The 24,341-nt window shown below is 68.2% G+C and carries 17 protein-coding genes and 1 tRNA gene; 4 read left to right on the top strand and 14 right to left on the bottom strand.

Going from position 1 to position 24,341, the window contains the following annotated elements:
* Positions 1–12 precede the first annotated feature (12 nt).
* Both HDA44_RS06360 and HDA44_RS06365 read right to left on the bottom strand, forming a co-directional pair.
* The gene (locus tag HDA44_RS06360; protein ID WP_184832135.1) at positions 13–1,056 is read right to left on the bottom strand and encodes a CU044_5270 family protein; all 1,044 of its coding nucleotides are present in this window, start codon (positions 1,054–1,056) and stop codon (positions 13–15) included.
* Positions 1,053–1,577, bottom strand: a complete 525-nt coding sequence (locus HDA44_RS06365; protein WP_184832137.1) for a SigE family RNA polymerase sigma factor — start codon at positions 1,575–1,577, stop codon at positions 1,053–1,055. The genes HDA44_RS06360 and HDA44_RS06365 overlap by 4 nt, the downstream gene beginning before the upstream one ends.
* 150 nt (positions 1,578–1,727) lie before the next feature.
* On the opposite strand from HDA44_RS06365, the gene HDA44_RS06370 reads away from it, so the two are divergent.
* Both HDA44_RS06370 and hrpB read left to right on the top strand, forming a co-directional pair.
* Positions 1,728–3,152, top strand: a complete 1,425-nt coding sequence (locus HDA44_RS06370) for a M1 family aminopeptidase (RefSeq protein ID WP_202887209.1) — start codon at positions 1,728–1,730, stop codon at positions 3,150–3,152.
* A gap of 21 nt (positions 3,153–3,173) precedes the next feature.
* Positions 3,174–5,699 (top strand): ATP-dependent helicase HrpB, encoded by a 2,526-nt coding sequence (gene hrpB, locus HDA44_RS06375; RefSeq protein ID WP_337905673.1) that lies wholly within the window; start codon positions 3,174–3,176, stop codon positions 5,697–5,699.
* Between the two features lie 72 nt (positions 5,700–5,771).
* Here the strand turns inward: hrpB and HDA44_RS06380 are convergent, their stop codons facing one another.
* The 8 genes from HDA44_RS06380 to HDA44_RS06415 form a co-directional block, all read right to left on the bottom strand.
* Positions 5,772–6,599, bottom strand: a complete 828-nt coding sequence (locus HDA44_RS06380; RefSeq protein WP_184832139.1) for an SAM-dependent methyltransferase — start codon at positions 6,597–6,599, stop codon at positions 5,772–5,774.
* 157 nt (positions 6,600–6,756) lie between these two features.
* On the bottom strand, positions 6,757–7,869 hold the full coding sequence (locus tag HDA44_RS06385) for a Gfo/Idh/MocA family protein (RefSeq protein ID WP_184832142.1): 1,113 nt from the start codon (positions 7,867–7,869) through the stop codon (positions 6,757–6,759).
* Positions 7,869–9,575: an ABC transporter substrate-binding protein gene (locus HDA44_RS06390; RefSeq protein WP_184832144.1), complete on the bottom strand. Its 1,707-nt coding sequence runs from the start codon at positions 9,573–9,575 to the stop codon at positions 7,869–7,871. Before HDA44_RS06390 ends, HDA44_RS06385 begins: the two co-directional genes overlap by 1 nt.
* On the bottom strand, positions 9,572–10,618 hold the full coding sequence (locus tag HDA44_RS06395) for an ABC transporter ATP-binding protein (protein ID WP_184832146.1): 1,047 nt from the start codon (positions 10,616–10,618) through the stop codon (positions 9,572–9,574). The genes HDA44_RS06390 and HDA44_RS06395 overlap by 4 nt, the downstream gene beginning before the upstream one ends.
* A complete protein-coding gene (locus HDA44_RS06400; protein WP_184832148.1) occupies positions 10,615–11,634 on the bottom strand; it encodes an ABC transporter ATP-binding protein in 1,020 nt (339 codons plus the stop codon). Before HDA44_RS06400 ends, HDA44_RS06395 begins: the two co-directional genes overlap by 4 nt.
* Complete coding sequence (locus tag HDA44_RS06405; protein ID WP_184832150.1) at positions 11,631–12,566, bottom strand: ABC transporter permease; 936 nt, start codon at positions 12,564–12,566, stop codon at positions 11,631–11,633. The genes HDA44_RS06400 and HDA44_RS06405 overlap by 4 nt, the downstream gene beginning before the upstream one ends.
* On the bottom strand, positions 12,566–13,642 hold the full coding sequence (locus HDA44_RS06410) for an ABC transporter permease subunit (RefSeq protein ID WP_202887211.1): 1,077 nt from the start codon (positions 13,640–13,642) through the stop codon (positions 12,566–12,568). The genes HDA44_RS06405 and HDA44_RS06410 overlap by 1 nt, the downstream gene beginning before the upstream one ends.
* Positions 13,643–13,804: 162 nt before the next feature.
* Positions 13,805–14,524 (bottom strand): GntR family transcriptional regulator, encoded by a 720-nt coding sequence (locus HDA44_RS06415; RefSeq protein ID WP_184832151.1) that lies wholly within the window; start codon positions 14,522–14,524, stop codon positions 13,805–13,807.
* An 88-nt stretch (positions 14,525–14,612) separates the two neighbouring features.
* Between HDA44_RS06415 and HDA44_RS06420 the strand changes: the two genes are divergently transcribed.
* Positions 14,613–15,353, top strand: a complete 741-nt coding sequence (locus HDA44_RS06420) for a TIM barrel protein (RefSeq protein ID WP_184832153.1) — start codon at positions 14,613–14,615, stop codon at positions 15,351–15,353.
* 52 nt (positions 15,354–15,405) lie between these two features.
* Here HDA44_RS06420 and HDA44_RS06425 read toward each other — a convergent pair whose 3' ends face one another.
* The 3 genes from HDA44_RS06425 to HDA44_RS06435 form a co-directional block, all read right to left on the bottom strand.
* Positions 15,406–18,522, bottom strand: coding sequence for a family 20 glycosylhydrolase (locus HDA44_RS06425; protein ID WP_184832155.1), 3,117 nt, complete (start codon positions 18,520–18,522; stop codon positions 15,406–15,408).
* Positions 18,519–20,084, bottom strand: a complete 1,566-nt coding sequence (locus HDA44_RS06430) for a DUF4855 domain-containing protein (RefSeq protein WP_184832157.1) — start codon at positions 20,082–20,084, stop codon at positions 18,519–18,521. Before HDA44_RS06430 ends, HDA44_RS06425 begins: the two co-directional genes overlap by 4 nt.
* Before the next feature lie 274 nt (positions 20,085–20,358).
* Positions 20,359–20,444 (bottom strand) — tRNA-Leu (locus tag HDA44_RS06435).
* A 183-nt stretch (positions 20,445–20,627) separates the two neighbouring features.
* Between HDA44_RS06435 and HDA44_RS06440 the strand changes: the two genes are divergently transcribed.
* Positions 20,628–21,959, top strand: coding sequence for a M20/M25/M40 family metallo-hydrolase (locus tag HDA44_RS06440; protein WP_184832159.1), 1,332 nt, complete (start codon positions 20,628–20,630; stop codon positions 21,957–21,959).
* Here HDA44_RS06440 and HDA44_RS06445 read toward each other — a convergent pair.
* Positions 21,950–24,334 carry a glycosyl hydrolase gene (locus tag HDA44_RS06445; RefSeq protein ID WP_184832161.1) on the bottom strand — a complete coding sequence of 795 codons (2,385 nt, stop codon included), beginning with the start codon at positions 24,332–24,334 and terminating at the stop codon, positions 21,950–21,952. The two genes, HDA44_RS06440 and HDA44_RS06445, sit on opposite strands and share 10 nt — an antisense overlap.
* Between the last annotated feature and the right edge of the window lie 7 nt (positions 24,335–24,341).

Below are 24,341 nucleotides of genomic sequence, written 5' to 3' on the forward strand. Positions count from 1 at the left end.
ACAACCGCGGGTTCAGCGGATGGTTGCGGATGGTGCGGTGGGGGTTTCGTTTGACCAAGTGGACTGGAGGAGGAGGTGCTGTACGGGCTTGTCGGTGGTTGCCAGGGTGAGGAGTTGGCCGGATGCTGGGTCGACGATCAGGCGGAGTCCGCCGGTCCACGCGACCTCGGTGCCTACTCGGCCGAGGGAGTCCCGTACCTGCGGGGTGACCTGGGCTCCGGGTTGGGTGGCGAGCAGCTTGAAGGCGGTTGCGCGGACCTGCGGCGAGGTTGGCAGGTCGAGGAGGAGCTTCGACAGCATCACGGGCAGCCACTTGGCTTCGGGCGTACCGGACGGCTTGTCGCGTAGGAGCCGCTGCCGCAGCAGGGCGGGGTCGGTCGGTAGTTCCTTGACCTGTTGGAAGGTCAGACCGACGGGGCTGCCCAGGTAGAACTTGGCTGCCGCACCGCTGGCCGCACTGAGGGTTGGGGCTGATGCCGCACCCGAGATTGTGATCGGCTTCCCGCTTGCCGTGTCCGGGTGCTCGATCGCCCAGTTCGTCGGGCTGCCGGCCGCGCGCCACTTGGCTTCGTCGGCCGGCGTCGCCGGACGGGCGCCGAGCTTTCGGACCCCGAACCACATCCGCGAGCCATCGGCCGCGAACCAGGTCTCGGTGATCGTACGCTGCTCCACCGTGTACGCCGCCGCGCCTGAGCCAGTCCGGAACGACGTGTCCGCGTCGAGAACCCGAGTCCGGTAGAACTTGCCCGCGGTTGTCTCGGCGCGGGTCTGGTACGAAGCGGCCACCAGCATCAGGTCCTTCGCGGACGACTTCGTCAGAACCCGGTCAGCCGGTGCGGGAATCGCGGTTTGACTCTGCGCGGGCGGTCCCGCCGGCAACGCGTTCACGCCGACGACCAGGCCGGCCGTGAGTACGAGGCTGACCCCGGCGACCTGACGGCGGCGACGGCGAACCAGCGCTCGCCCCTTGCCGATCTGTCGCTCCAGATCGATCCGCTCGGCGCCGGGAGCGTCCTCGCTGAGGTCCTGCAGCAGTTCCTTGATGTCGTGACTCATCGTGCCTCCTCGATGTCTACCGAAGCGGTTCCGCCGGCCGGTAGGTGGGAGCGGACGTTGGACAACGCCCGCTGAGTGAGCTTCTTGACGGCCGCGCTGCTGATCTGCAGCAGTTGAGCGGTGTCGTCGACTGACAGGTCCTCGTAGAAGCGCAGCACCAGGACTGCGCGCTGCCGCACCGGCAGCCGATCGAGGAGGCGACGCAGGTCCGCTCGCTGCAGCGCTACCTCGGCGGCTCTGTCATCCACTGATAGTTCCGGCAGGTCGGCCGTTGGTTGCTCCTGCCGCCAAGACCGCCGCTGCCCGTCGATCCAGGTCCGCACAACCACCTGACGCGCGTACGCCGCGGGATGCTCGGCCCGGACCACCCGCCGCCACGACCGGTACAGCCGCACCACGGCCGTACCGACGATGTCCTCGGCCAGATGGTGATCTCCACACAGCAGATAGGCCGCCCGCAAAAGATGCGGCATCCGGTCACTCATGAACAACCGGAATGCCTCTTCTTCGTGACCCCTCATTCGCTCCCTTTCGTCCGCCTACCTCTAAGACGGCTCAAGCCCCCAACCAGGTGACGCTCCTTCGCCGCGGCCCTGACGTCCACTGGATGCGCCCTCGAACCCCGATGATGTAGTGGACGGACCAGTCGTCGAGGTTGCCAAGGAGGAATTGTGGGACGTTTCGATCGTCGTCGCGGTCACCTGCTGCTGAGCTGCGCGTTGGCTCTCGGACTGCTGGCCGGACCAGCCGTGACCGCGAGCGCCACGCCCGGACCGGCGTCGCAGTTCACGCCGGGCGCGCCGGGCGCCGGGGACCCGTACTTCCCTGACATGGGCAACGGTGGGTACGACGTCAGCCACTACGACATCAGGCTGGCGTTCGACCCCCGTACCAAGGCGATCAGTGCGACGACGACGGTCATTGCCAGGGCCACCCAGAATCTGTCCCGGTTCGACCTGGACTTCAGGGGACCGCTGACGATCAGCAAGCTCACGGTCAACGGGCGTGCCGCGGCTTTCACCCGCAGCGGTGCGCAGGAGTTGGCGATCACCCCTCCGCACGGCCTGCGACGGGGTACGACGTTCGTCGTGGCGGTGACGTACGCGGGTGTTCCGCGGCGGATCGACGACCCGGCGCTGGGAGTTTCCGGCTGGGTCGCCACCAAGGACGGCGCGGTCGCACTCAACCAGCCGATCGGCGCGGCGACCTACTACCCGGTGAACGACACCACCGGCGACAAGGCGACGTACACCCAGACCATCACCGTACCGACCGGCCTCACCGTGCTGGCCAACGGCGAACCCGGCCCGACCACCAAGCACAACGGCCGGACCACCTTCCGCTGGCAGATGAACCAGCCGATGGCCAGTGAGCTCGCGATGCTGGCGATCGGGAAGTACAACGTCACCCGCGGCGTGACCGCCGATGGCCGGCCGAACCTCACCGCGATCGGTCAGTCGATCGACACGAAGGCCGGGCAGGGCAAGGTGTTCAACCGGACCACGGCGCGGATCGTTCAATGGGAGTCGTCGCTGTACGGACGTTACCCGTTCGGCTCGACCGGCGGCGTACTCACCGATGCCCGGGTCGGCTACGCCCTGGAGACGCAGGGCCGACCGGTGTACGACCAGCGTACGAGCGAGGTCGACGGTGACCTGCTCGCACATGAACTCGGCCACCAATGGTTCGGCGACAGTCTTACGCCGGTGCACTGGTCGGACATCTGGCTGAACGAAGGCTTCGCCACCTACTCGGAGTGGCTGTACCAGGAGAAGTTCAACGGCGTCCCGGTGCAAAAGAGCTTCGCCGAGACATACGCGGGGGAGAAGGACTGGTCCGGCAAGGTGGCCGACCCTGGACGGGATCAGATCTTCGACGACCTGGTCTACAACCGCGGCGCGATGACGTTGCAAGCGCTGCGGATGAAGATCGGCGACCGTGCCTTCTTCCAGGTGCTCAAGCAGTGGCCCGCGACGTACCGGCATGGCAATGTGTCGACGCAAACCTTCATCCGGTTCGTCGAGCGCCTGACGCACCGCGACCTCGGCGCGTTCTTCCGGACCTGGCTCTATCAGCCGGGCAAGCCGAAGATCTGACCGTTCGGATAGCGTCGGGGCGTGTTGCTGCCTGAGTCGTCGGTGCCGGGGGCAGAGCTGCCCGTCCGAGCGGTGCTGCCTGCCACGGTCGAAGCGGTGCGTTCGCGCGGTACGGCGGTGCTGGTCGCGCCGCCCGGATCGGGGAAGACCTCGCTGCTGCCGCTGGCGCTGGGCGACGCGCTCGACGGGACGATCATCGTCGCGGAGCCGCGGAGGTTGGCGACCCGTGCCGCCGCGACCCGGCTGGCGATGCTGGTCGGCGAGCCGCTCGGGCAACGGATCGGGTACGCGATGCGCGGGGAACGCAGCGGTGGGCGAGGGCTTCGAGTCGAGGTGGTGACGACAGGTCTCCTCGTACGGCGCCTGCAGGCGAACCCGGAGCTGCCGGGGGTCGCGGGGATCGTGATCGACGAGTGTCACGAGCGGCATCTTGATGCGGATCTGCTGCTGGCGTTCTGCGTCGACGTACGGGCGAACCTGCGGGAGGACCTGGCTATCGTCGCGACCTCGGCCACGCCGGACACGGTCAGGCTGAGTCGGGCGCTGGGTACCGACGAGGTTCCGGCGCCTGTCATCACCGCGTCCGCCGCGCTGTTCGACGTGGCCGTCGAGTGGGCGCCATCGCCGGTTCCCGTGCCGCTGCTTCCGGGCGGGCGGGTCGATCCGCGCCTACTCGATCATGTCGCGGCCGTTGTCCGGCGGGCCTTGATCGAGAACGACGGCGACATCCTCGTGTTCGTACCGGGGGAGGCCGAGATCAACGGCGTGACGCGGCGGCTGGCCGGTGCGAACGTGCTGGCGTTGTTCGGTCGGCAGACCAGGGCTGAACAGGAGCGCGCGCTGGTCCCGACTACCACTCGCCGGATCGTGGTGACGACGTCGGTCGCGGAGAGTTCGCTGACCGTGCCCGGGGTCAGGGTTGTGGTCGACTCGGGTCTCGCCCGGGAGCCCCGGACCGACCAGTCCCGTGGGCTCGGTGCGTTGGTCACCTGCCGGGTGTCGAGGTCGTCGGCCGACCAGCGGGCGGGTCGCGCCGGCCGGGAGGCACCCGGGCGGGTCTATCGGTGCTGGTCGGCCGCCGACCACGCACATCTCGACGATCATCCGGCGCCGGAGATCGCGATCGCCGATCTGGCGGCCTTCGCGCTTGATCTCGCGGCGTGGGGTACGCCTGGGGGTGACGGGCTGACTTTGCTGGAGGCACCGCCGGCGGTGGCGATGACTGCCGCTACCGAACTGTTGCGTCGCCTGGACGCTGTTGACGACAGTGGCCGGATCACTGAACGGGGACGGCGGATGGCGGCGATCGGGGCGCATCCCCGGTTGGCCCGGGCGCTGATGGACGGCGCACCACGAGTCGGCGCCGACCGCGCCCGCGAGATCGTCGCGATGCTCACGGACGACATCACCCGCGCCACCGACGACCTCCCAACCCACTGGCAATCCCTCCGCCGAGGCAGCAACCGCGCGGACACCACCCGCTGGCAAGAAGAAGTCAAACGCCTCACCCGCGCTGCACGGGTGGACCGCGCGGCGGATGTGTCGGGTGGTGGGTTGGTGGGTGGGGTGCCGGATGAGGTTGCGGTGGGGGTTGTGGTGGGGCTGGCTTATCCGGATCGGATTGCTCGGGTTCGAGGAGCTGAGTCGGTGACGTATCAGATGTCTGGTGGTACGGGTGCCGCGCTGGACCCGCACTCGCCGTTGCGCGGTACGACCTGGCTGGCGATCGCGGTTGCTGACCGGGCGCCCGGTCGGGCCGACGCTCGGATCCGATCCGCGGCGCCGATCGACGAGCGGACCGCCCGCGAAGTCGCGGCCGAACTCGTCTCGACCACTGACCAGATCCGCTGGGACAACGGCCGGATCGTGACGCGGCGGGTCGAGACACTCGGCGCGATCGTGCTCAACGACCTCCCGCTGGCAAAACCAGATCCGCTACTCGTACAAGCCGCCGTCCGCGACGGCATCCAACGCAGCGGCCTCGCCGTACTGCGCTGGTCCGACGCCGCTCGAGCCTTGCGCGAACGGCTCGCGTTCTGCCACGCCCACCTCGGACCCCCCTGGCCCGCCGTCGACGACGGAACTCTGCTGACCGTCCTCGACGCCTGGCTGGGCCCCGAACTCACCTCGGTACGAACCACGCGCGACCTGACCCAGATCGACGTGACCTCAGCGCTCCGGCGCCTCCTGCCCTGGCCCGAAGCATCCAGATTCGGCGACCTCGCACCCGAACGCCTCAAAGTCCCCTCAGGCTCCGAGGTACGACTCACGTACGCCGGCGCGGAACCGCCCGTCCTGGCAGTGAAACTACAAGAAGTATTCGGCTGGACCACCACCCCGACCGTCGCCGACGGACGCGTCCCAGTCGTCCTCCACCTACTGTCGCCCGCCCGCCGCCCAGTCGCGATCACCAGCGACCTGACCTCGTTCTGGAAACAGGGCTACCCCCAGGTCCGAGCAGACCTACGAGCCCGCTACCCCCGCCACCCCTGGCCAGAAAACCCCCTGACCGCCACCCCGACCAACCGCCCCAAACCCCGCGCCTGAACCGGTCAGCTGATCGTGAGAACAGAACAGCGCGCGACCCCGGGTGGGCCGCGCGCCGTTGTGGGTTGCCGATCAGACCTTCTTCGCGAGACCTGCCATCAGGATCCGCTGGTACGCCGCGAGGTCCTCCGCGGCCGGGACGTCGGCGTCCGGGTCCTCCGGGTACCAGCGAGCCAGGAAGTCCAGGCCGGGCTCGACCAGCGGCATGCCGAGGAAGTGCTGCGTGATGCGCTCCGGGGTCCGGATCCAGCCGTTGCCGAGGCTCTCGAGGCCGGCCCGTTCGATCGACTTCTGGAGCGGCTCGCCGGTGTCGACGAAGTCGGTGATGAACAGGTAGCTGCCCGGGGCGAGCGCGTCCATGATGGTACGGACCCACTCGTCGGGCTTCTCGTCGTCGTGGAAGTGCATGTGCAGGCCGACGACCATCAGCGCGATCGGACGGGTGAAGTCCAGGTGCGCCCTGATCTCCTCGTTGTCGAGGATCGACTGCGGCTCGCGCAGGTCGGCGGTGACAACGATCGTGCTGTTGTTGGTCGCCAGCAGCGCGCGGCCGTGCGCGAGCACGATCGGGTCGTTGTCGACGTAGGCGGCCTTGGCCTCAGGGTTGATCTCCTGCGCCGCCTGATGGGTGTTCTTCTGCGTCGGCAGGCCACTGCCGATGTCGAGGAACTGGTCGATCCCGGCCGTCCGCACGAGGTACTGAACCCCTCTGACCAGGGCCGCGCGGTTGTCGATCGCGCAGCGCCCGGCGTCGGGCACGTACTTCAGGTACAGCGCGGCGCCCTCGCGGTCGGCCGCGAAGTTGTCCTTACCACCGAGCAAGGCGTCGTAAACGCGGGCGATGGTCGGCTGGGAGGTGTCGAAACCCGGGTTGTAGTCCGGATCGTCTGATGGGGCCATTTGGCGCAGCCTTCATGTCGGGAGATAAACCTGCTGTCATCCTAGGGGAGCCGAAAGTCACTTTGCCTGCGGGTACGGCCTGTCGGAACGCCGGACCGAATCCTCGGCAAAGTAGCTGATTCTTCAAGTGATAAAGGTGCTCGGGACTCGGGGTGCTTCAGAGGGTGGACGTCAGTGGGTCCCAGTCGCTCGGGAGGACCGGTGGTACCTCGGCGGTGCTGTGGACGGTGATCGACTGGTGTTGCTCGGCTGATTCGGCGATCGAGATCATGATGTCGAGCACGTGGTACGCCAGTTCGCCCGAGGCACGTTCGGTACGGCCGGCGCGGATCGCGCGGGCCAGTTCCAGTACGCCGAGGCCGCGCCCGCCGAACGTTGGCTGGGACGCGAGCTGTACCGGCTCGGTCGTACCGTTCCAGAGGCTCGTCGTGCCGTCGAAGTTGTTCGGGTTCGGCAGCACCGCGGTGCCGTCGCTGCCGGAGATCTCGACAAGCCCGTCCCGGCTCAGGCCCGACTCGAAGCTGAACGTGCACTGAGCGGACTGCCCGCCCGCGAACTCGATCAAGGCCCCGATGTGCGTCGGCACCTCGACCGGGAACTCCGTCCCGGCCCGTGGACCCGCTTGGATTACCCTGGTACGCCGGGCGAGTGACGCCGCCGCCGTGACCTTCGAGACCGGCCCGAGTGTGCACACCAGCGTGGTGAGGTAGTAGGGCCCGATGTCGAACAGCGGCCCGCCGCCGGCCGCGAACAGGAACTCCGGGTCCGGGTGCCATCGATCGGGGCCTGGTCCTTGCATCATGGTGACGGCGGTCAGCGGCCGGCCGATGCTTCCGGACTCGATCGCCCGCCGCGCCTCCTGGAGGCCGGGACCCAGTACGGTGTCCGGCGCGCAGGCCAAGCGCAGTCCCGAAGCCTTTGCGTGGTCGAGCAGGGCACGCGCCGACTCGCGATCGGTACCGAGCGGCTTCTCACTCCACACATGTTTGCCGGCCGAGAGCGCGCGCAGGCCGAGGTCGACATGCGCGGCCGGATTCGTCAGGTTGACAGCGATCTCGATGTCCGGCCGGGCGAGCAACTCGTCCACCGACCCGGCGCCCGGCACGTCGTACTTCGCCGCCCGGGCGCGCGCACGATCGGCATCGAGATCCGCGACGAACAGCACCTGCAGATCGGGAAACCGCCCCAGCGAGTCCAGGTACTGCTCGCTGATGTTGCCGGCGCCGATCAGGCCGACGCCGACCGGGCCGGTCGATCCGTTCGCCGGCATCAGGCGCCGGCCGGCTTCAGGTTCTGGAAGAGCATGGTCGTCTCGGGTCCTCCGTACGGGACCGGGATGTAGGCCGGCTTGGAGTCCGCGGTCGGCATGCCGGTCCACTTCTTGCCGGACATCTGGACGAAGTTGCCGGCCTGGTTGTAGGTGACGTACGGGCGGTCCGCGACGAGGGCCCGCTGCACCACGTACCCGAGCTGGGTGATCCGGTCCTCGTCGAGGGACGAAGCCATCTCGTTCAAGGCCTTGGTGACTTCAGGGTTGCCGTACCGCATCGCGTTCGTGGTCGCCGGGTCGCCGAGGGGTACGGCGTCGCCGCCGTTCAGCCCGGCCGACCCGCCGGCGAAGAAGTCGCTCAGCAGCGATCCGCCGCCGCCGAACTCCATCGCCAGGTCGAAGTCGCCGGCCAGCACCTGCTTGGTGTGCTGGTCGCTGGTCAGCTTGATCACCCGCAGGTCGAGCCCGAGTCCGGTCTGCAACTGCTCCTTGAACCCGTCGGACCAGGTGGACCAGTCGGTGTACTGCGACACCGTCTTGAGCGTCAGCGTGTACGACTTCCCGCCCTTCACCAACTTGCCGTCCTTCACGGTCCAACCGGCCGCGGCCAACTCCGACTTGGCGCCGGCGACATCGGGCGCCAGCAGCTTCCCGCGGAACTCCGGCGCGAGCTTCTCGCCCCAGACCGCCTCCGCCATCCCGGTGACGTTGGCCAGCGGCGTCCCGACCGGATACAGCGTCAGTACCTTGGCGAAGTCGATCGACATGCTGATCGCCCGGCGTACCGCCTTGTCGGCCGTCGCGCCCTTGGCGCAGTTGAACAGCAACGCCTGCCCGCCACCGGTCGGAAAGACCTGGTAGGTATTGCCCTTCCCCTTGTCCATAAAGGTTTGCTGCGCGTTCGGCCAGGCCATCGTCGCCAGGTCGAGCTTGCCCTGCGACACCAGGGCCCGGCCGGAGTCCTCGTTGGCGAAGACGGTCCAGCGGCATTCCTTCACGAACGGAATCGGTTCGCCCCAGTAGTCGTCGCGGCCCTGGATCGTAATCTGCTGCGGCGAGAAGGCCTTGACCGTCCACGGTCCGGTGCCGACCGGTGAGTCGTTGGTCCAGGTGGCCAGATCCTGTTTCGACACGATGTGCTGCGGCAGCATGTTGATCGTGGCCAGGTCGACCAGGTGGCCGAGGCCCGGCTCCTTCATCGTCACCTTGACGGTCCGGGCGTCGATCTTGGCCACCCGCGCGATCTTGTAGTCGGGCACGACCAGGCTGGTGCCCTTGTACCGCTCCGGTGCCGTCAGGGTGAAGACCACGTCATCCGCGTCGAAGGCCTCGCCGTCGGACCAGGTGACCTTGTCGCGCAGGGTGAACGTGAGCTCGGTACGCGCGTCGTTGATCTCCCACTTCTCGGCGAGCCACGGCTCGGCCGTGAACCCGGCGTACCGGTTGATCCTGATCAGCGGTTCGTAGAAGTACGCGGCGCCGATGCTCTTGTTCTCGGCCGGGGTGAAGGGGTTCCAGTTCCGGTAGTACGTCGGACCCGGGCCGAGGAAGTTCATCGTCAGTACGCCGTCGTTCGCGGCCCCGCCACCAGCGGCGCCCGCGTTCGGCTTGGTCCGCTCGGCGCTGCAGCCCGCTGCCACGGCAGCCGTGGCGAGCGAGGCGCCCAGGAAGAGCCGCCGGTTCAGACGGGTCGAGGTGTTGATCACGATCGTGCTCCTTCGCCATCGAGGTCAGAGGTCGGTCGCAACAGTTCGGTGCGATCGAGGTGGCACCGGGTCCAGTGGCCGCGGCCGAGTTCGGTGACCGGTGGTTCGGTGGTACGGCAGATCCGCATCGCGTACGGACAGCGCGGGTTGAACCGGCAGCCGGCCGGTGGGTCGATCAGGCTCGGTGGTTCGCCGAGGTCACCGGCGCCCGCGTACCTGCGCGGCCGGCCTTGATCCTGAGCGGCCTCCGGGTTCGGCGAAGAGGCAAGCAGCAAGCGGGTGTACGGGTGCGCCGGGTGCTGGATCACCTGCTCGGTGGGACCGGATTCGATCATCTGCCCCGCGTACATCACCTTGATCTCGTCGGCGACGTACCGGGCCGAGGCGATGTCGTGGGTGATGTAGAGCAACGCCAGGCCGTCGTCGCGCAACTGTTTCAGCAGGTTCAGGATGTCCAGCCGGATGGACACGTCCAGCATCGAGATCGGCTCGTCGCCGAGCATCACCCGCGGCCCGACCGCGAGCGCGCGGGCAATGACGATCCGCTGCCGTTGCCCGCCGGACAACTCATGTGGGTACTTGTCGATGTAATCCTCGGCCGGGGTCAGATTGACCCTGCCCAGCAAGGCCAGGATCGCCTGCTCGACCTCGGCCCGGCCCTTGGCGCGCTGATGGATCCGCAGCGGCCGGCCGAGGATGTGCCGGATGCTGTGCAGCGGGTTCAGCGATGCGAACGGGTCCTGGAAGAGCAGCTGGACCCGCCCGTAGTAGCGCCTGATCGAGTTGTTTCGCTCGTCGATCGTCCGGCCGTCCAGCTCGATCGTGCCGTCGGTCGGCGGGCAGTAGCGGGCGAGTACCCGGGCAAGAGTCGTCTTGCCGGAGCCGGATTCTCCTACCAGGGCGACGATCGAGCCGCCGTGCAGCTCGACAGTGGCATCCTCGAGTGCGCGGACCGTCCGGCGGCCGCGGACCTGGAAGTGCTTGGTCACCCGCCGGGCCGCCAGTACCGGCCGCCGCTCGGTCTCGGTCAGTTCTTCGGTCATTCCGCGGCTCCGGAGTGCAGGAGGCAGGACACCTCGGTGGTGCCGATCGTGATCGGCTGCGGGTCGTCGTGCCGGCAGGCGTCGTACGCCCGTGGGCAGCGAGGTGCGAACCGGCACCCCTTGGCCGGCTGCCGCAGGTCGGGCGGTGAGCCGGGCAGACCGTGCAACTCGGTCAGTGGCGCGTGCAACGGTGGAAAGGAGTCCCGCAAAGCCTGCGTGTACGGGTGTTTGGGGTCGCGGTAGAGCTCGGCTGCCGGGCCGACCTCGACGAGCCGGCCGGCGTACATGATCGCGACCCGGTCGGCGAGTTCGAGCAGCAGCGAGAGGTCGTGCGTCACGAAGATCACCGCGAAGCCGAGCTGGCGTTGCAGGTCCAGCACCTTCGACAGGATCGATCGTTGCATCACCACGTCCACCGCGGTGGTCGGCTCGTCCATCACCACCACGTCGGGGCGGCAGGCGAGCGCCAGGGCGATGAGCGCACGCTGGCGCATCCCGCCCGACATCTCGTGTGGATAGGCCGACAGCCGCTCACCGGGAATGCCGGCCAGCTCCAGGAATTCGGCGGCCAGCGCCACGGCCGCGGCCTTGGACAGCGAGCGGTCATGGGTGCGCAGTACGTCGACGAACTGGGCGCCGAGCCGTTTGACCGGATTCAGCGCATCCATCGCCGACTGCATGACGATCGACATCCTGGTCCAGCGGAGCCCGCGCAGTTGGCGTTCGGTCAGCGTGAGGAGGTCGACCGGCTGCTCGGCGTCGCGATGCAGGGTCACTCGGCCGGCCGATGTGATCGCCGGTGGCCGCTGCAGCCGCAGCAGCGCCGTGATCAGGCTCGACTTGCCGGAACCCGACTCGCCGGCCAGTCCGAGGATCTCACCGCGGTGCAACGTGAAGCTGACGTCGTCGACGGCTCTGACGGTGCCGGACCGGCTGAGATAGTCGACCGACAGGCGCTCGACCTCGAGGACGGGCCGCTCCTCGGGCCCGTCGAAGGACACTGCCGCGGCGCTCATGCGGCGTCACCTGCCGCCTGGAGCTCACGTGCCTTCCGGGCGTGCGCCCGCACCACCGCACGGTTAGCGGTCCGCAGCCGTGGGTTGGTCACCTCGTCCAGCCCGAAGTTGATCAGGGCCGTCGCGGTACCGATCAGCGCGATGCACAGGCCCGGCGCGAGGAACCACCACCACCAGCCGTACGTGAGCGCGCCCTGGGTCTGGGCGTTGGCGATCATGGTGCCCCAGCTGATCGTGCCCTGGGTGGCGACGCCGAGGAAGTTCAGGCTGGCCTCGGCGAAGATGCCGGCCACCACCGCCCGCAGGAACATCGCCGAGATGATCCCGGTCAGGTGCGGCAGTACCTCGACCACGATGAGCCGCGCCGTCGACTCACCGGTCATCTTGGTGGCCATCGTGAAGTCGCGGCTGCGCAGCGACATCGTCTGGCTGCGAAGGTAGCGTGCACCGCTCGGCCACTCGAAGATGCCGATCAGAATCGCCATCACGACCAGACCGATGGCCGGCTCCTCTGCTCCACCAGCGGAGCCGAGGTAGCCCGCCACGATCAGCGTCATCGCGAACGACGGCAGCGTCAGCACCACGTTCGTCGCACTGTTCAGCGCATGATCGACAGGCCCGCCGAGGAAGCCGCTGGTCACACCGATCAGCACCGCGAGGACGGTCGCCAGTACGCCGGACAGCAGGCCGACCGTGATCGATCCACGGGCACCGGCGATCAGTTGCGCGAACACGTCCTGGCCACTGATCGTCGTACCCAGCCAGTGGCCGTTCGTACCGGGGGAGGCGTGGAGGTTGTCGTAGTCGACGCTGAACGGATCGACGCCGTACCACTTCAGCAGCAGGTCGCGGAGAGCGCCGACCAGGACGAAGATCGCGAGCACCACACCACCGGCCCGGACCCGCCCGTTACGAAGGAATCCGGAAGTCATCAGCGCACCTCCCGGGTCCGCGGGTCCAGCAGCCCGTAGGTCAGATCGGCGACCAGGTTCGCGACGATCATGATCAGGGTCAGCATCAGCAGGACGGTCTGCATGACCGGGAAGTCGTGGCCCGTGATCGCCTGCTGCAGCAGCAGTCCCATGCCCGGATAGGTGAACACCGTCTCGACCAGGATCGCGCCGCCGATGACACCGCCGATCGCCATGGCGAGGCCGGTCACGTTGGGCAGCAGGGCGTTCCGCGCCGCATAGCCGAGCAGTACCCGCGGGGCGGACAGGCCCTTGGCCCTCGCCAGCAGGACGTAGTCCTCGGTGACCGTGCTCACCATGACGTTGCGCATCGAGAACAGCCAGCCGTTCAGCCCGAGCAGGACCAGTACGGCGGCCGGCAGCACGCCGTACCGGACGACGCTCAGGAGGAACCAGATGTTGTTGATCTGGAACGGCACGTCCGGGTCGTACGCGCCCGAGATCGGGAACCAGCCCAGCTGCATCCCGAAGACCCACAGGACGACCAGCCCGAACCAGAACATCGGCAGCGAACTGGCGAAGGTGGACAGCGGCAGCGCGACCGAGTCGAGGACGTTGCCCGGCCGCCAACCGAGGTAGGCGCCGGCCAGTGTCCCGACGATCCAGGCCAGGAACGTCGTACTGCCGATCAGCACCAGGGTCCACGGCAGCGCCTGCAGGACCATGTCGGCGACCGGTACCGGATAGTGCGCCACCGAAACCCCGAAGTCGAAGTGCGCCAAGGCCTTCCAGTAGTCGAGGTAGTCGCCGATCAGGTTCGAGGTCGGATCTCCGTAGAAGCGGCGGATGGCGGCCATCTCGGCTCCCGACGGCGGCGCTCCGGTGGTGATCTGGATCTGCCTGATCAAGGCGCCGGCCGGATCGCCGGGCATGAACCGGGGGATGGCGAAGTTGAGCGTGATCGCGATCAGCGTGGTGATCAGGTAGAAGCCGGCCCGGCGCAGGAAGTAGTTGGGGCGGCCGGCGCCGCGGAATCTCCGGGGCACCGCGGCCGGGTCGATCGCCGCCCCGGCGGGCGGCGCTGTCGCCTGGGTCACTGCTCCTCCTACGTCGATGGGACGGATCTGCGTCAGGGCAGGGTGATCCGGACGATTCGCGCCGGAGCGGCGCGAATCGCCGGTGTTGAGTGGAGCGGGGTGGCTGGCGGCAGAGCGCTGCCACGACCCCGGGCTGGGGAACGGTCGCGGCGATGGTTGCGGTCAGCGCTGCACGGCGAACCGCAGGTCGTACATGTCGCCGCGGTACATCGAGGTGGTGCTCTCGATCGGACGGTCGCGTTGGTCCAGACCAATCCGGTGCACCCGCAGGGCGGCGGAGCCCGGCGGCTGGCCCAGCAGCGCCGCCTCGCCGACGTCCATCACCACCGACCGGACGACCTGCTCGGCGCGTACGACGCGCAGGCCGTACTCGGCCTCGAGGATGCCGTACAAAGAGGTGCTGAGGTCGTGGTCGAGCAGACCGGGAACCCCGTCGGCGGCGAGATGGACCGTCTCCATGCAGATCGGCGTGCCGTCGGCCAGCCGGATCCGGCTCACCCGGATCACCTCGTCCTCCGCCGCGATGCCGAGATCGTCGGCAATCTTGCCGCCGGCCGGCACCTGATCGGCCGCCAGCAGCCGCGAACTCGCCGTCCAGCCACGAACTTCCATGTCCTCGGTGAACGAGCTCAGCGACAGCGTCTTCGAGATGGCGGGACCCGCGGCGAACGTGCCCGCGCCCTGGACCCGATAGACCACGCCCGCGTCGCTCAGCGCGTCCAGCGCGATCCGGATGGTGGCCCGGCTGACCCCGTGGGTGGTGGCGAGGTCCCGCTCCGAGGCCAGCGCCGAGTGCGGCTCCAGCCGGCGGATCTCGGCCGCCAGGGAGTCCCGCACCTGCTGGTGTTTCGGTGCCGGCCTGGCGGCGTTCTGCTCTGACATACGACAACCTCCTGATGTGCGCACCAGTCTGGTCTCAGACTTCTTGAGCTGTCAAGATTGGTACATACCTATCCGAGAGGATTCTTCTGTGAATTCCCCGCTCGCACTCCAGCTTTACACCGTCCGCGATGCCTGGGAGGCCGATCCGGGCGAGACCCTCGCCCGGGTCGCCGCGATCGGCTACGGCGCGGTCGAACCGTACGACATCCTCAGCGATCCAACCGGTCTGCGCGACCTGCTGGACCGGCACGGCCTGGCGATCTGCTCGACCCATGCCCCGGTGCTGGCCGAACGACAGGACGAAATCTTCGCCGCCGCCGCGGTCGTCGGCGTGGACACGATCATCGCTCCGGGCATCACGGCCGAACATTGGACCGGACCAGCGGCCGTTCGGACGATCGCCGATCGCCTCAACGCCGCGGCCCGCGCGGCGGCCGGCCACGGGCTGCGGATCGGCTACCACAATCACTTCTGGGAGCTGGAGCTGATCATCGACGGCCGCCCCGCCCTGGAGGCACTGGCCGAATGGACCGACCCGGAAGTGATCCTTGAGCTCGACGTGTACTGGGCGGCCGCGGCGGGCGTCGACGTACCCGACCTGCTCGGCCGCCTCGGTGACAAGGTCCGCTACCTGCATGTGAAGGACGGGCCGGCCGACAAGGTTGGCCCCTGGACCGCGGTCGGCGCCGGCCGGGTGGACATCCCGCCGATTCTGGACGCCGCGAAGGCGGCCGAGTGGTGGGCGGTGGAACTCGACGAATGCGCCACCGACCTGTTCGACGCGCTCGCCGAGAGCCACACCTATCTGACGGAGTACCGCGGCAACTGACACAACCCGTGCGGCACTGCCCAGGCTCAACGAACCTGGGCAGTGCCGCGCCTCACGCCAGGGACAGCGCGAAGACGTGCAGGGCCGGCGTCCACAGGGTCCGGTTACCCACCGGCGGCAGGACCACTGAGGCCACCGTCTTGGCCGGATCGAGCTCGACCGCGTGCACGAACGTACTGGTCGGGCGCTGCACCTGACCCTGATAGTTCCGGTACGGCGCCACGAACGCAGTCACTGCTCCAGGTGGTGTCGGCCAGGCCGTCCAGTCCGGTTCGTCCAACTTGAACGTACTGCTCGTACCGTCCGTGTAGTTGACCGTGCCGACGGCCGACAGCGGCCCGAACGAAGCACTCGTCAGCAGACCGAGACGGCTGCCCCGACCGGACAGGGCAATCGTCTGGCCGTTCGCCAGCGCGTTGTTCGGCTGCCCCGGCGCGACGTCCGGCCACCGGAAGGTGAATCCGTCCGCGGCGACCTCGCCGCCCGGCCGGATGCCGATCCCGGCCAATGCCTCCGCCGAGAAGCTCGAACCCGAACCGTCGAAACCACCGTTCAACGTCGGCGGGTCGAGGTCCGCATCGGTGGTGACACCAACGTTGTCGAACGCCGCCGCCAGCCCCGGGTACGGCACGCCTGCCTTCATCGTCAGCGCCTCGAACTGGCGCTGCTGATCGCCGTACCTGGCCAGCACCGCGACCTCGACCGGACGGATGCCGGGATCGGCATGATCCTGATCGAGCGCGACGGTGACCGCCGACGTACCACCGGCAGGCACTTGGACCGAGCCACTGGCCGGTGTGGCCTTGAGGCCTGGCGCTCTGGTGGACCAGTCGACCGACACCGGCTTCGCGCCCGCGTTCCGTACCGTGAGGGTGGCATGACCTGGAAGCACGACGGTCTGCGGCGTCAAGGTGGCGGTGATCGGTGTCGCCACCTCGAACCGGTGCCGGCCGGCGGAATTCACCGAGGCACCACGATCGACCGCGCTGGTGTTGGCGATCGCCAGATAGCCGCCGCCGGAGGTCAACCCCGGACTGACCGCGAATCTCGCCGAGACAGTGCGGCCCGGCGGCACGACCGGGTAGCTGTCCTGATCGAGCGCCCGCACCGGCAAGGTCGAACTGTCGTCGCTCGACAACGCGGTCAGGTTGAGCCGTACGTCGCGCAACGCCCTCCCACTGGTGTTGGTGAAGCTCGCCGTCAGTACGCCGTCAGCGAGTGGACGTACGGTGTCCGCGCCGGTGACCGAGGTCTTTCCCGGCCCTTGCCTGGTCTGGAACTGGATCTCCCCGACATTGCCGTGGCCGCCGTTCGGGCTGACCCAGCGAAGCCAGCGATAGGCCCGCGAATCGGTGACCGGGAGCGTTCGCCAGTCCGCGGTGGGCCGCCATTCGACTGTTGCCAGCGGATGACAACCCGCGGCCGGGCCGTCCGTACATCCCTCGAAGCGGCCGCCGACCATTCGCATCGTCGGCTCGACGTCGTTGCCGCGGGGCAGGAAGCGGATCTGATCGACAGTCGCCGCGCGGCCCAGGTCGATTCCGACGTACCGGCCGTCGGCCGACTGATCATCGGCAAAGGTCGCCGGGTTTCCGTCGAAGGCGGCAGTCGGGTCGCCGACGTTCCCGTACGGCGTCCCGTTGAGCGTCTCGGCGTCGTGCTGCAGCGGCGTCGGCAGCCCAGGTGCGGTACCGATCCGATCGGCGGCGTCCTGGAGTGCGAAGACAGACGGGTACGCCCGGTGGTCAGGTCCGTGCCAGGTCGTTTCGGCCAGCACCTCCAACGGCCGCGTGGCGAACCAGTCGGCGTACGAGTCGGTCACGTCGAGCAGATCGTCGCCGAAGAGCGAGACCTCGTACCCGAGTACGCGCTCATGCCGGCTGTAGTCCCACTCGCCGTACATCATGGAGGTGTTCGCGACCCACCAGTCGCCCGGCGGCTTCGTCGGCACCACGTAGAACTGCGGATCCGGTGACACGACCACGGTGTAGCCGGCGTCCAGGTACGCCTGCGGTGTCCCGCCGTACCAGGCGTTGATGATGATGTTCTTGTCCGGCGTGATGGTGGCACCGCCGATGTAGTCCCACCAGTTCCAGATCTCCGGCCGGCGTCCCAGCTCCGTCACGCCCTTGGCCAGCTTGTTCTGCCAGTCCACGAAGACATCGACGGTCGACTTGTACCCGTGCGCCGCCGCGTAGTCGACCAGTTCGCGGCAGGACTTCTGCTGATCGACGCCGGCGTACTCGTCGCCGCCCAGATGGAGGATCGGCGAGTCCGGGAAGAGCCGCGCCCACTCCTTCACGAGTTGCAGTACGACGGTCAACGACTCCGGCTTGGTCACGTTGACGTTGCCGATCGCCGACAGCGAGTTGCACTGCCAGGCCAGTGCGGGGATGCGCTCGGTCAGCCGATTGGCGTGTCCTGGTACCTCGAACTCCGGGATGATCGTGACGTGGTACCGGCGCGCGTACTCGACGATCTCCTTGAGTTGCGCCTTGGTGTAATGCCGTTCACTGGTCAGCTCCGGATGGCTCTCGCTCGGCAGCCGGATGGCGTACGAGTCGGTCAGGTGCCAGTGCAGGATGTTCAGCTTCTGCCAGGCGGCCGTCCGGATATGCCGTTTCACATCAGCCACCGAGTAGAAGTGCCTGGCGGAGTCGAGCAGGAAACCACGGTGCACGTACGACGGTCCGTCGGCGATCGTGCCGCGCGCGACGGTCACCCCGTCCGGCGCCTGGCGTAGCAGTTGTTGCAGTGTTTGCTGCGCGTAGAACGCGCCGTCGGAATCGGCCGCGGTGATTGTGATCCCAGCGCCGATCTCGATCGCGTACGACTGTGCTTTGCCGGACGTCCGAGTGATCACCAGGTCACCCGGTCGCGGACGGGAAGTGGTGACGTCGAGAGCGAAGCCGGTGCGGAGCGAGAGGTCCTGGGCGAACGTCCGGGCGTCGGACAGCACTCGGGACGCGTCCGCGCCGGACCAGTTCACCACGATGCGGGTATGCGGAGTGAGCGACGTGCTACCACGGTCGGCGTGCCACTGATCGACACTGGGCAGCAGCTGCGGTGCCGCATTCGGGTCCGGGCCCGCCGACGCCGGCGAACCGGCGACGGCGAGCGGGACGAGCATGAACAGGCCGACCAGGGCGGCCAGACATTTCCGCCTCATCGGATCGTCTTGCCTTGTACGAAGTCAGCCACCAGGTCGTAGAGCTCACGTACCTTCGGGTCCTGGCTGCGTGAGAAGGTGAGCATCGCGTCGACGCCCTGGTAGTAGGCGACGTACGCGTTCTGGAAGCCTTCCGTACTGCCGGCCCGGAGGTAGTCGAGCAACCGTTGCCGCATGACCGGATCGGTGGCGGCCCGTTCGTCGAACTCCATCTCGACGCCCATTCCGTACGACCGCGCGATGCCGGCCGCGTCGGCCAGGCGGCGCGGGTCAGTCTCCTCGAAGAAGTAGTTCGGCTGGAACGAGGCCGCGTCGAAGCCGGCCTGCTTCCACAGAAACGCCCGGTAGGCAAGGAAATGCGGGATCCAGAACGCCTTCAGCTGGTGCTCGTGGACCACGTCGGTCACCCGGCGAGCCTGCTCGGGGCCGTCCGCGCCGACGTCGATCTGCTCCGGGAGCCAGTACATCCCGACCAGTTCGAGGTTGTGATAGCCGGCCGCGTTCCAGCGCTTGATCAGATCCTCGGTCCACCAGCGAACGACCTTCTGCTGGTTGTCCAGAGCCTGCTCGCGACCGACCGCGTCCGGGCTGAGGTTCTCGCTCACCCCGTCGCCGTCGACGTCGCCGAAGTCGATCCAGCTGCCGGTGTTCGGGATCGTCAGCACAACCTTGGTCTTGCGATCCGGTCCGCGCAGCGCGGCGTTCACCGTACCGGCCGCCTGATCGAGTTGCTGGAGATCACCACCGGCGGCGAACGTCTTGTCCCGGTACCACTCCCAATCGGCCTTCCGGGCGTTTCCGGAACCGAGGTCGACGCCGGTCGGCGTTTGCAGCCCGAGCATCAGGACGCCGTCGAACAGCCGGGAAACCGGCTTGCCGGACTGATCGACCCGGGCGAGATACGGCTTGAGCTTGTCGGCGGTCCAGTCGCCGCGGCCGTTCTCGTACTGCCCGTTGTAGATCAGCGCCAGGTCCTTGATCCCGGCGGTGTCCGCGCCCGGCTTCAGGTAGTGCGGCTTGTCCGGCGCGGGCGTGACGGCGCCACGGATCCGGCCGTCCTCACCTTGCACCTGGATCTCGTCGATCAGCTGCGCGGCCCGGGTGTGCACCGAGAAACTGACCTTGACGTACCGGCCGTACGCGGCGGTCGCCTGCGGCTGATCCGGGACCCCGTCCCGCTCCTCGGCCCAGCTGAACCACTCGTCCCGCGCCGGTCCGTCACCCCAGAGCAGCTGGGTCGCCTGCCGGCCGACCGTCGACCAGGTCCGGCCCGACGTCGACACCGCAAAGGAAACGTTGAGCGGGACCAGCGTGGAGCGGGCCGGCCAGTCCTGCAGGAACCGCGCCCGCACCCCGGTGATCGACTTCGGGGCACCCAGATCGATCGTCACCTCCCGGGTCTTGCCCCTGGTGCTGCCGACCCAGGCCGGGTCATCCACATCCAGCGCCCCGAGCTTGCCATCGGTCAGCTGCCCGCCACGGTCCGGCCGATCCGCATCCGGCGCATCGGACCAGGCGTAGGCCTTGCCGAGCGCAAGGTTCCGCGGCGCTGCCGCAGCCACCTGCCCACCAAGCGGCACCAGCGCCGCAGCAGCCACCAACACCAGCCCGGTACAGGCCAATTGCCGGCTAAATCTCGCAAAAGACGGCGTACGCATCCGTCCTCCCTCACTAAAAGCGAACTTTGGTAAGTACCAATCGAGGAGGACCGTAGCCCCATCCCCGCCCCCCGACAAGACCCAACGCGGAGCAAGCGAGTACAACCATGAGAGGCCGGATCGGCAGAGGGTTGTCCCTGAACGCACAAAAGGCCAGCCCGAAGGCTGGCCTTGTCTGTGTCCGAGGGGGGACTTGAACCCCCACGCCCTAAAACGGGCACTAGCACCTCAAGCTAGCGCGTCTGCCTATTCCGCCACCCGGACGAGTGGTCTGCACCGCTGGTGCGGTGCCGACCGGAGAACAGTAGCAAACTTCAGGGGTGGAATTCACATCGGGGAGATCGGCGGGGTGGAGGGGGTTGAGAAGGGTGCTGGGGGTGGGGTGGATCACAGGTCGGGGGTGGGCTGGGGAGTGCTTGGGGGGAGGGGGTGGGGGAGGATGCGGGTATGACTACTTCTGCCGCCGGGGATCGTTTGTCGTATGCCGCTGACGGTGAGGTGGTGGAGCTTTGTAGTGAGTTGATCCGGATTGATACGACGAACTACGGGAACGGGAAGAGCAAGGGGGAGCGGGGGGCGGCGGAGTACGTCGCGGGGAAGTTGGACGAGGTCGGGATCGAGTCGACGATCTACGAGTCGGAGCCGGGGCGGGCGACGTTGGTGGCGCACTGGGAGGGGGAGGACCAGAGCGCGGACCCGCTGCTCGTGCACGGGCATCTGGACGTCGTACCGGCGGATCCGAAGGACTGGAAGGTGGACCCGTTCGCGGGGGAGATCTTCGACGGGTGCGTGTGGGGGCGCGGCGCGGTCGACATGAAGGACTTCGACGCGATGGTGCTGTCGGTGGTGCGGGCGCGGCAGCGGGCTGGGGTGAAGCCGCGGCGGCCGGTGCGGCTGGTGTTCACGGCCGACGAAGAGGCCGGCGGCGTGTACGGGGCGCAGTGGCTGATCGACAACCACCCGGACACGATCGCGGACTGCACCGAGGGGATCGGTGAGGTCGGCGGCTTCTCCATCACCGTCAAGGACGACCTGCGCCTGTACCTGATCGAGACCGCCGAGAAGGGCATGAACTGGATGCGCCTGAAGGCCCGCGGCACGGCGGGTCACGGCTCGATGGTGAACACCGACAACGCGGTCACCAACTTGGTCGAGGCGGTCACCCGGATCGGGTCGCACGAGTGGCCGCTGCGGGTCACGCCGACGGTCCGTGAGTTCCTGAAGACGCTCGAGGACATACTCGGGACCGAGCTGGACCCGGAGGACATGACCACGACGCTGGCGAAACTCGGCAGCTTCAGCCGGATGTTCGGCGCGACGATCCGCAACACCGCGAACCCGACGATGCTGAACGCCGGCTACAAGGTGAACGTGATTCCGGGTGACGCCGAGGCGCATGTCGACGGGCGGTTCCTGCCCGGGTACGAGGACGAGTTCTACGCGACCATCGACGAGCTGATCGGCGACAAGGTGCAGCGGGAGACGGTCGTCACGGACATCGCGCTGGAGACCGAGTTCAGCGGCGGCCTGGTCGACGCGATGAAGGCGTGCGTGCAGGCCGAGGACCCGCAGAGCCGGTTCGCGCCGCTGCTGATGTCGGGCGGTACGGACGCGAAATCGTGGAGCCGTCTGGGCGTACGCTGCTTCGGTTTCGTACCGTTGCAGCTGCCGCCGGATCTGGACTTCATGGGCATGTTCCACGGCATCGACGAGCGGGTGCCGACGTCGGCGCTCGAGTTCGGGTCGCGCGTACTCGACCGGTTCCTCGATCAGGCCTGACGGACGACGGTGGGTACGGCGAGCAGGCCGGAGCTGACGTAGCCGGCCGCATGCTCGATGTGCTGAAGGTCGAAGCGGCGACCGAACTGTGCGGTGACGTCCGCCGCGGTGTCGATCAGGTGCCGGTCGGCGGACAGCGCGTTGGCGGCGGTGTTGTGTACGACGATGCGCAATGTGTTCACGCCTGGCCGGGTGGCGGCGGTGATGTCGACGCGGAACGGTGGTGCCCAGATCGCGCCGCAGTGGATGTCGTTGAGCCAGATCTCGGCCGCTACTCCGATCGGTGGGGTGATGAGGGCACGGTACGAGTTCGGCGGGAGGTAGGACTCGGTGCCTGGGGCAACTGGTTCGCCGGGGCCGAAGTCGAGGAGGAGGCGGGTGCGGTCCTCGTGTGAAGAGATCGTGTTGCTGGGGAGGTGCAGGTTGGTGGTGTAGGTGGCTGAGCCTGAGTACGCCGGCAGCTCGTCCTCCCAGCGGTGTGGCAGGTCGACGGGGCGCGATCCGTTGCCGAAGTCAACGAACCAGGGTCCGGCGACAGGCACGGCGGTGGAAGCTGCCGGGAGCGGTTGGGTGGTGGTTGTGGGGAAGAGCGCGGCCGCCTCGTACGGGTGCAATGTCACGACCTGACCGGTGAGGGGTTCGGCGGCGCGCGTACTCCACTGCTCCATTGGCCGGTCCAACGTTATGGTCCGGACCGACGTCCCGGTGTTCGCGACGAAGTAGACCTCACCGTCGGCCAACCGTCGATGGACCACCCCAACCTCCGGCGGTACCTTGATCGGTGCCCGCGGCAACGTTTCCGCAAGCGTCGCGGGATCGGAGACGATCGTGCCCCCGGCCGCGCGCACCGCGTCCAGCCAGCGCGCGGTCGTCGGCCATTCATCCTCGGGTACGACGATCAGCCGCACCTCAGCCGGATCGAGCACGGCGATCGCGTCGTCGTCGACCAGGTCGAAGTCCAGCCCGGCTTCCCGGATCGTCCGCGGCACGCTCTCCGGAATCACCTTCCGCGCGGCCCGGTACAAGTTCAACTCGCCCGACGGAGGCACGTAGATCTTCACCGGCCGCACCGGCGTCCCCTGCCGAAGCAGCCAGGAGAAGCGGTGCAGCGCCCCGAACAGCTCAGCCGCCACCGGCCACCACGGATTGCGGTCGTCCAGCGCCCCGGCGGCATAGAAGATCCACCCGAGCCCAGGCCCATCGGACGGCGAGTACGGCCACCCGTGCCCGATCAGCTGATTCACACCGGACAGGAAATGCTCGTGCGCCTCGCCCTGCAGATCCAGCGGCGTCGCGCGGAACGACGGCGAGTGCACCCACGTCCACACCTCCGCCGACACCACCGACCGCCCGTAGATGTTGGCCGCCGACGAAGCCCAGCGCGTCTCCGGAATCCCCGTCCACCCCCACCCCTCGCCCTCGAACAGATCGGCGAAGCGGTAGCTGCTCATCGTCGCGGGCGGTTCGCCGTAGCTCTGGATCCGGAACGGTACGCCGTGCCCAGCCGCCCACCGCTGGAACACCTTGACGAAGTTGTCCTCGTACAACTCCGACAACGTCCGCCGGAAGTCGGTCCGCAGCCGGGTATCGGACCGCAGTTCGTACAGGCGCGGCCGCAGTTCGTACCCGCGCCGGCTCGCGAACTCCTCGAAGATCGCCGGCGTCCAGTCGGCGTCGTACACCTCAAGGCTGTCGCAGAAGACCGAGCCGAGCAGTTCCGGCGTCGCGGCGCGTACGAGCGGATCGGCGACGTGGCGGATGTGCGCCGCGGCCGCGGCGGCCGAGTAGTGGTCGAGCGCCGGCCCCTCCGCGCCCGCGGCGGCGCGTTTCACGTTCTGCCCGGTCAGCCGGGAGGTCGCGATCAGTACCTCGCGCGGCTGACCGCCCGCGGGTACGTGGATCGCGCCGTCGCTGACCGGCACCTCGGCGTACGAAGTGCCATCGCCGACGTACGCCGCGACGAACTCGTCACCCGGCCAGGCCTGCACGATCCGTACGTCGTACGCGCCGCCGCCGATCTCGCGCCGGTCCCAGTGCAGCCGCCGGGCCGCGTGCTCCGGCCCGATGTGCCCGCCGCCGTACGACCAGCCGCTGCCCAGCGTCACGTCGAACCGCAGCCCGAGCGAGTGCGCCGTACGCGCCGCCTGCCCGACCAGTTCGAGCAGCGCCGGCGAACCGAACGGCGCGGTCACGGGACCCATCGGGTACACGAAGGCGACCTCGACGCCGCCGAGCCCGGCCGCCGCCATCGCGTGCAGCTCGCGGTCCAGCTCGGCGGGTTCGATCGAGGGACCGAACCACCACCAGCGCATCATCGGCCGCGCCTCGGGCGGCGGGTTCCGGAACTGTCGTCGTACTTCGTCGACGGTCACCATGCACTTC

It is taken from the genome of Kribbella solani, assembly GCF_014205295.1.
In the GTDB taxonomy this organism is placed as follows: Bacteria; Actinomycetota; Actinomycetes; order Propionibacteriales; family Kribbellaceae; genus Kribbella; species Kribbella solani.

Coding starts and splice junctions, on each gene's coding strand:
- HDA44_RS06360 (WP_184832135.1), bottom strand. CDS start 1,056: ATGAGTCACGACATCAAGGAACTGCTGCAGGACCTCAGCGAGGACGCT.
- HDA44_RS06365 (WP_184832137.1), bottom strand. CDS start 1,577: ATGAGGGGTCACGAAGAAGAGGCATTCCGGTTGTTCATGAGTGACCGG.
- HDA44_RS06380 (WP_184832139.1), bottom strand. CDS start 6,599: ATGGCCCCATCAGACGATCCGGACTACAACCCGGGTTTCGACACCTCC.
- HDA44_RS06385 (WP_184832142.1), bottom strand. CDS start 7,869: ATGCCGGCGAACGGATCGACCGGCCCGGTCGGCGTCGGCCTGATCGGC.
- HDA44_RS06395 (WP_184832146.1), bottom strand. CDS start 10,618: ATGACCGAAGAACTGACCGAGACCGAGCGGCGGCCGGTACTGGCGGCC.
- HDA44_RS06400 (WP_184832148.1), bottom strand. CDS start 11,634: ATGAGCGCCGCGGCAGTGTCCTTCGACGGGCCCGAGGAGCGGCCCGTC.
- HDA44_RS06405 (WP_184832150.1), bottom strand. CDS start 12,566: ATGACTTCCGGATTCCTTCGTAACGGGCGGGTCCGGGCCGGTGGTGTG.
- HDA44_RS06415 (WP_184832151.1), bottom strand. CDS start 14,524: ATGTCAGAGCAGAACGCCGCCAGGCCGGCACCGAAACACCAGCAGGTG.
- HDA44_RS06425 (WP_184832155.1), bottom strand. CDS start 18,522: ATGAGGCGGAAATGTCTGGCCGCCCTGGTCGGCCTGTTCATGCTCGTC.
- HDA44_RS06440 (WP_184832159.1), top strand. CDS start 20,628: ATGACTACTTCTGCCGCCGGGGATCGTTTGTCGTATGCCGCTGACGGT.
- HDA44_RS06445 (WP_184832161.1), bottom strand. CDS start 24,334: ATGGTGACCGTCGACGAAGTACGACGACAGTTCCGGAACCCGCCGCCC.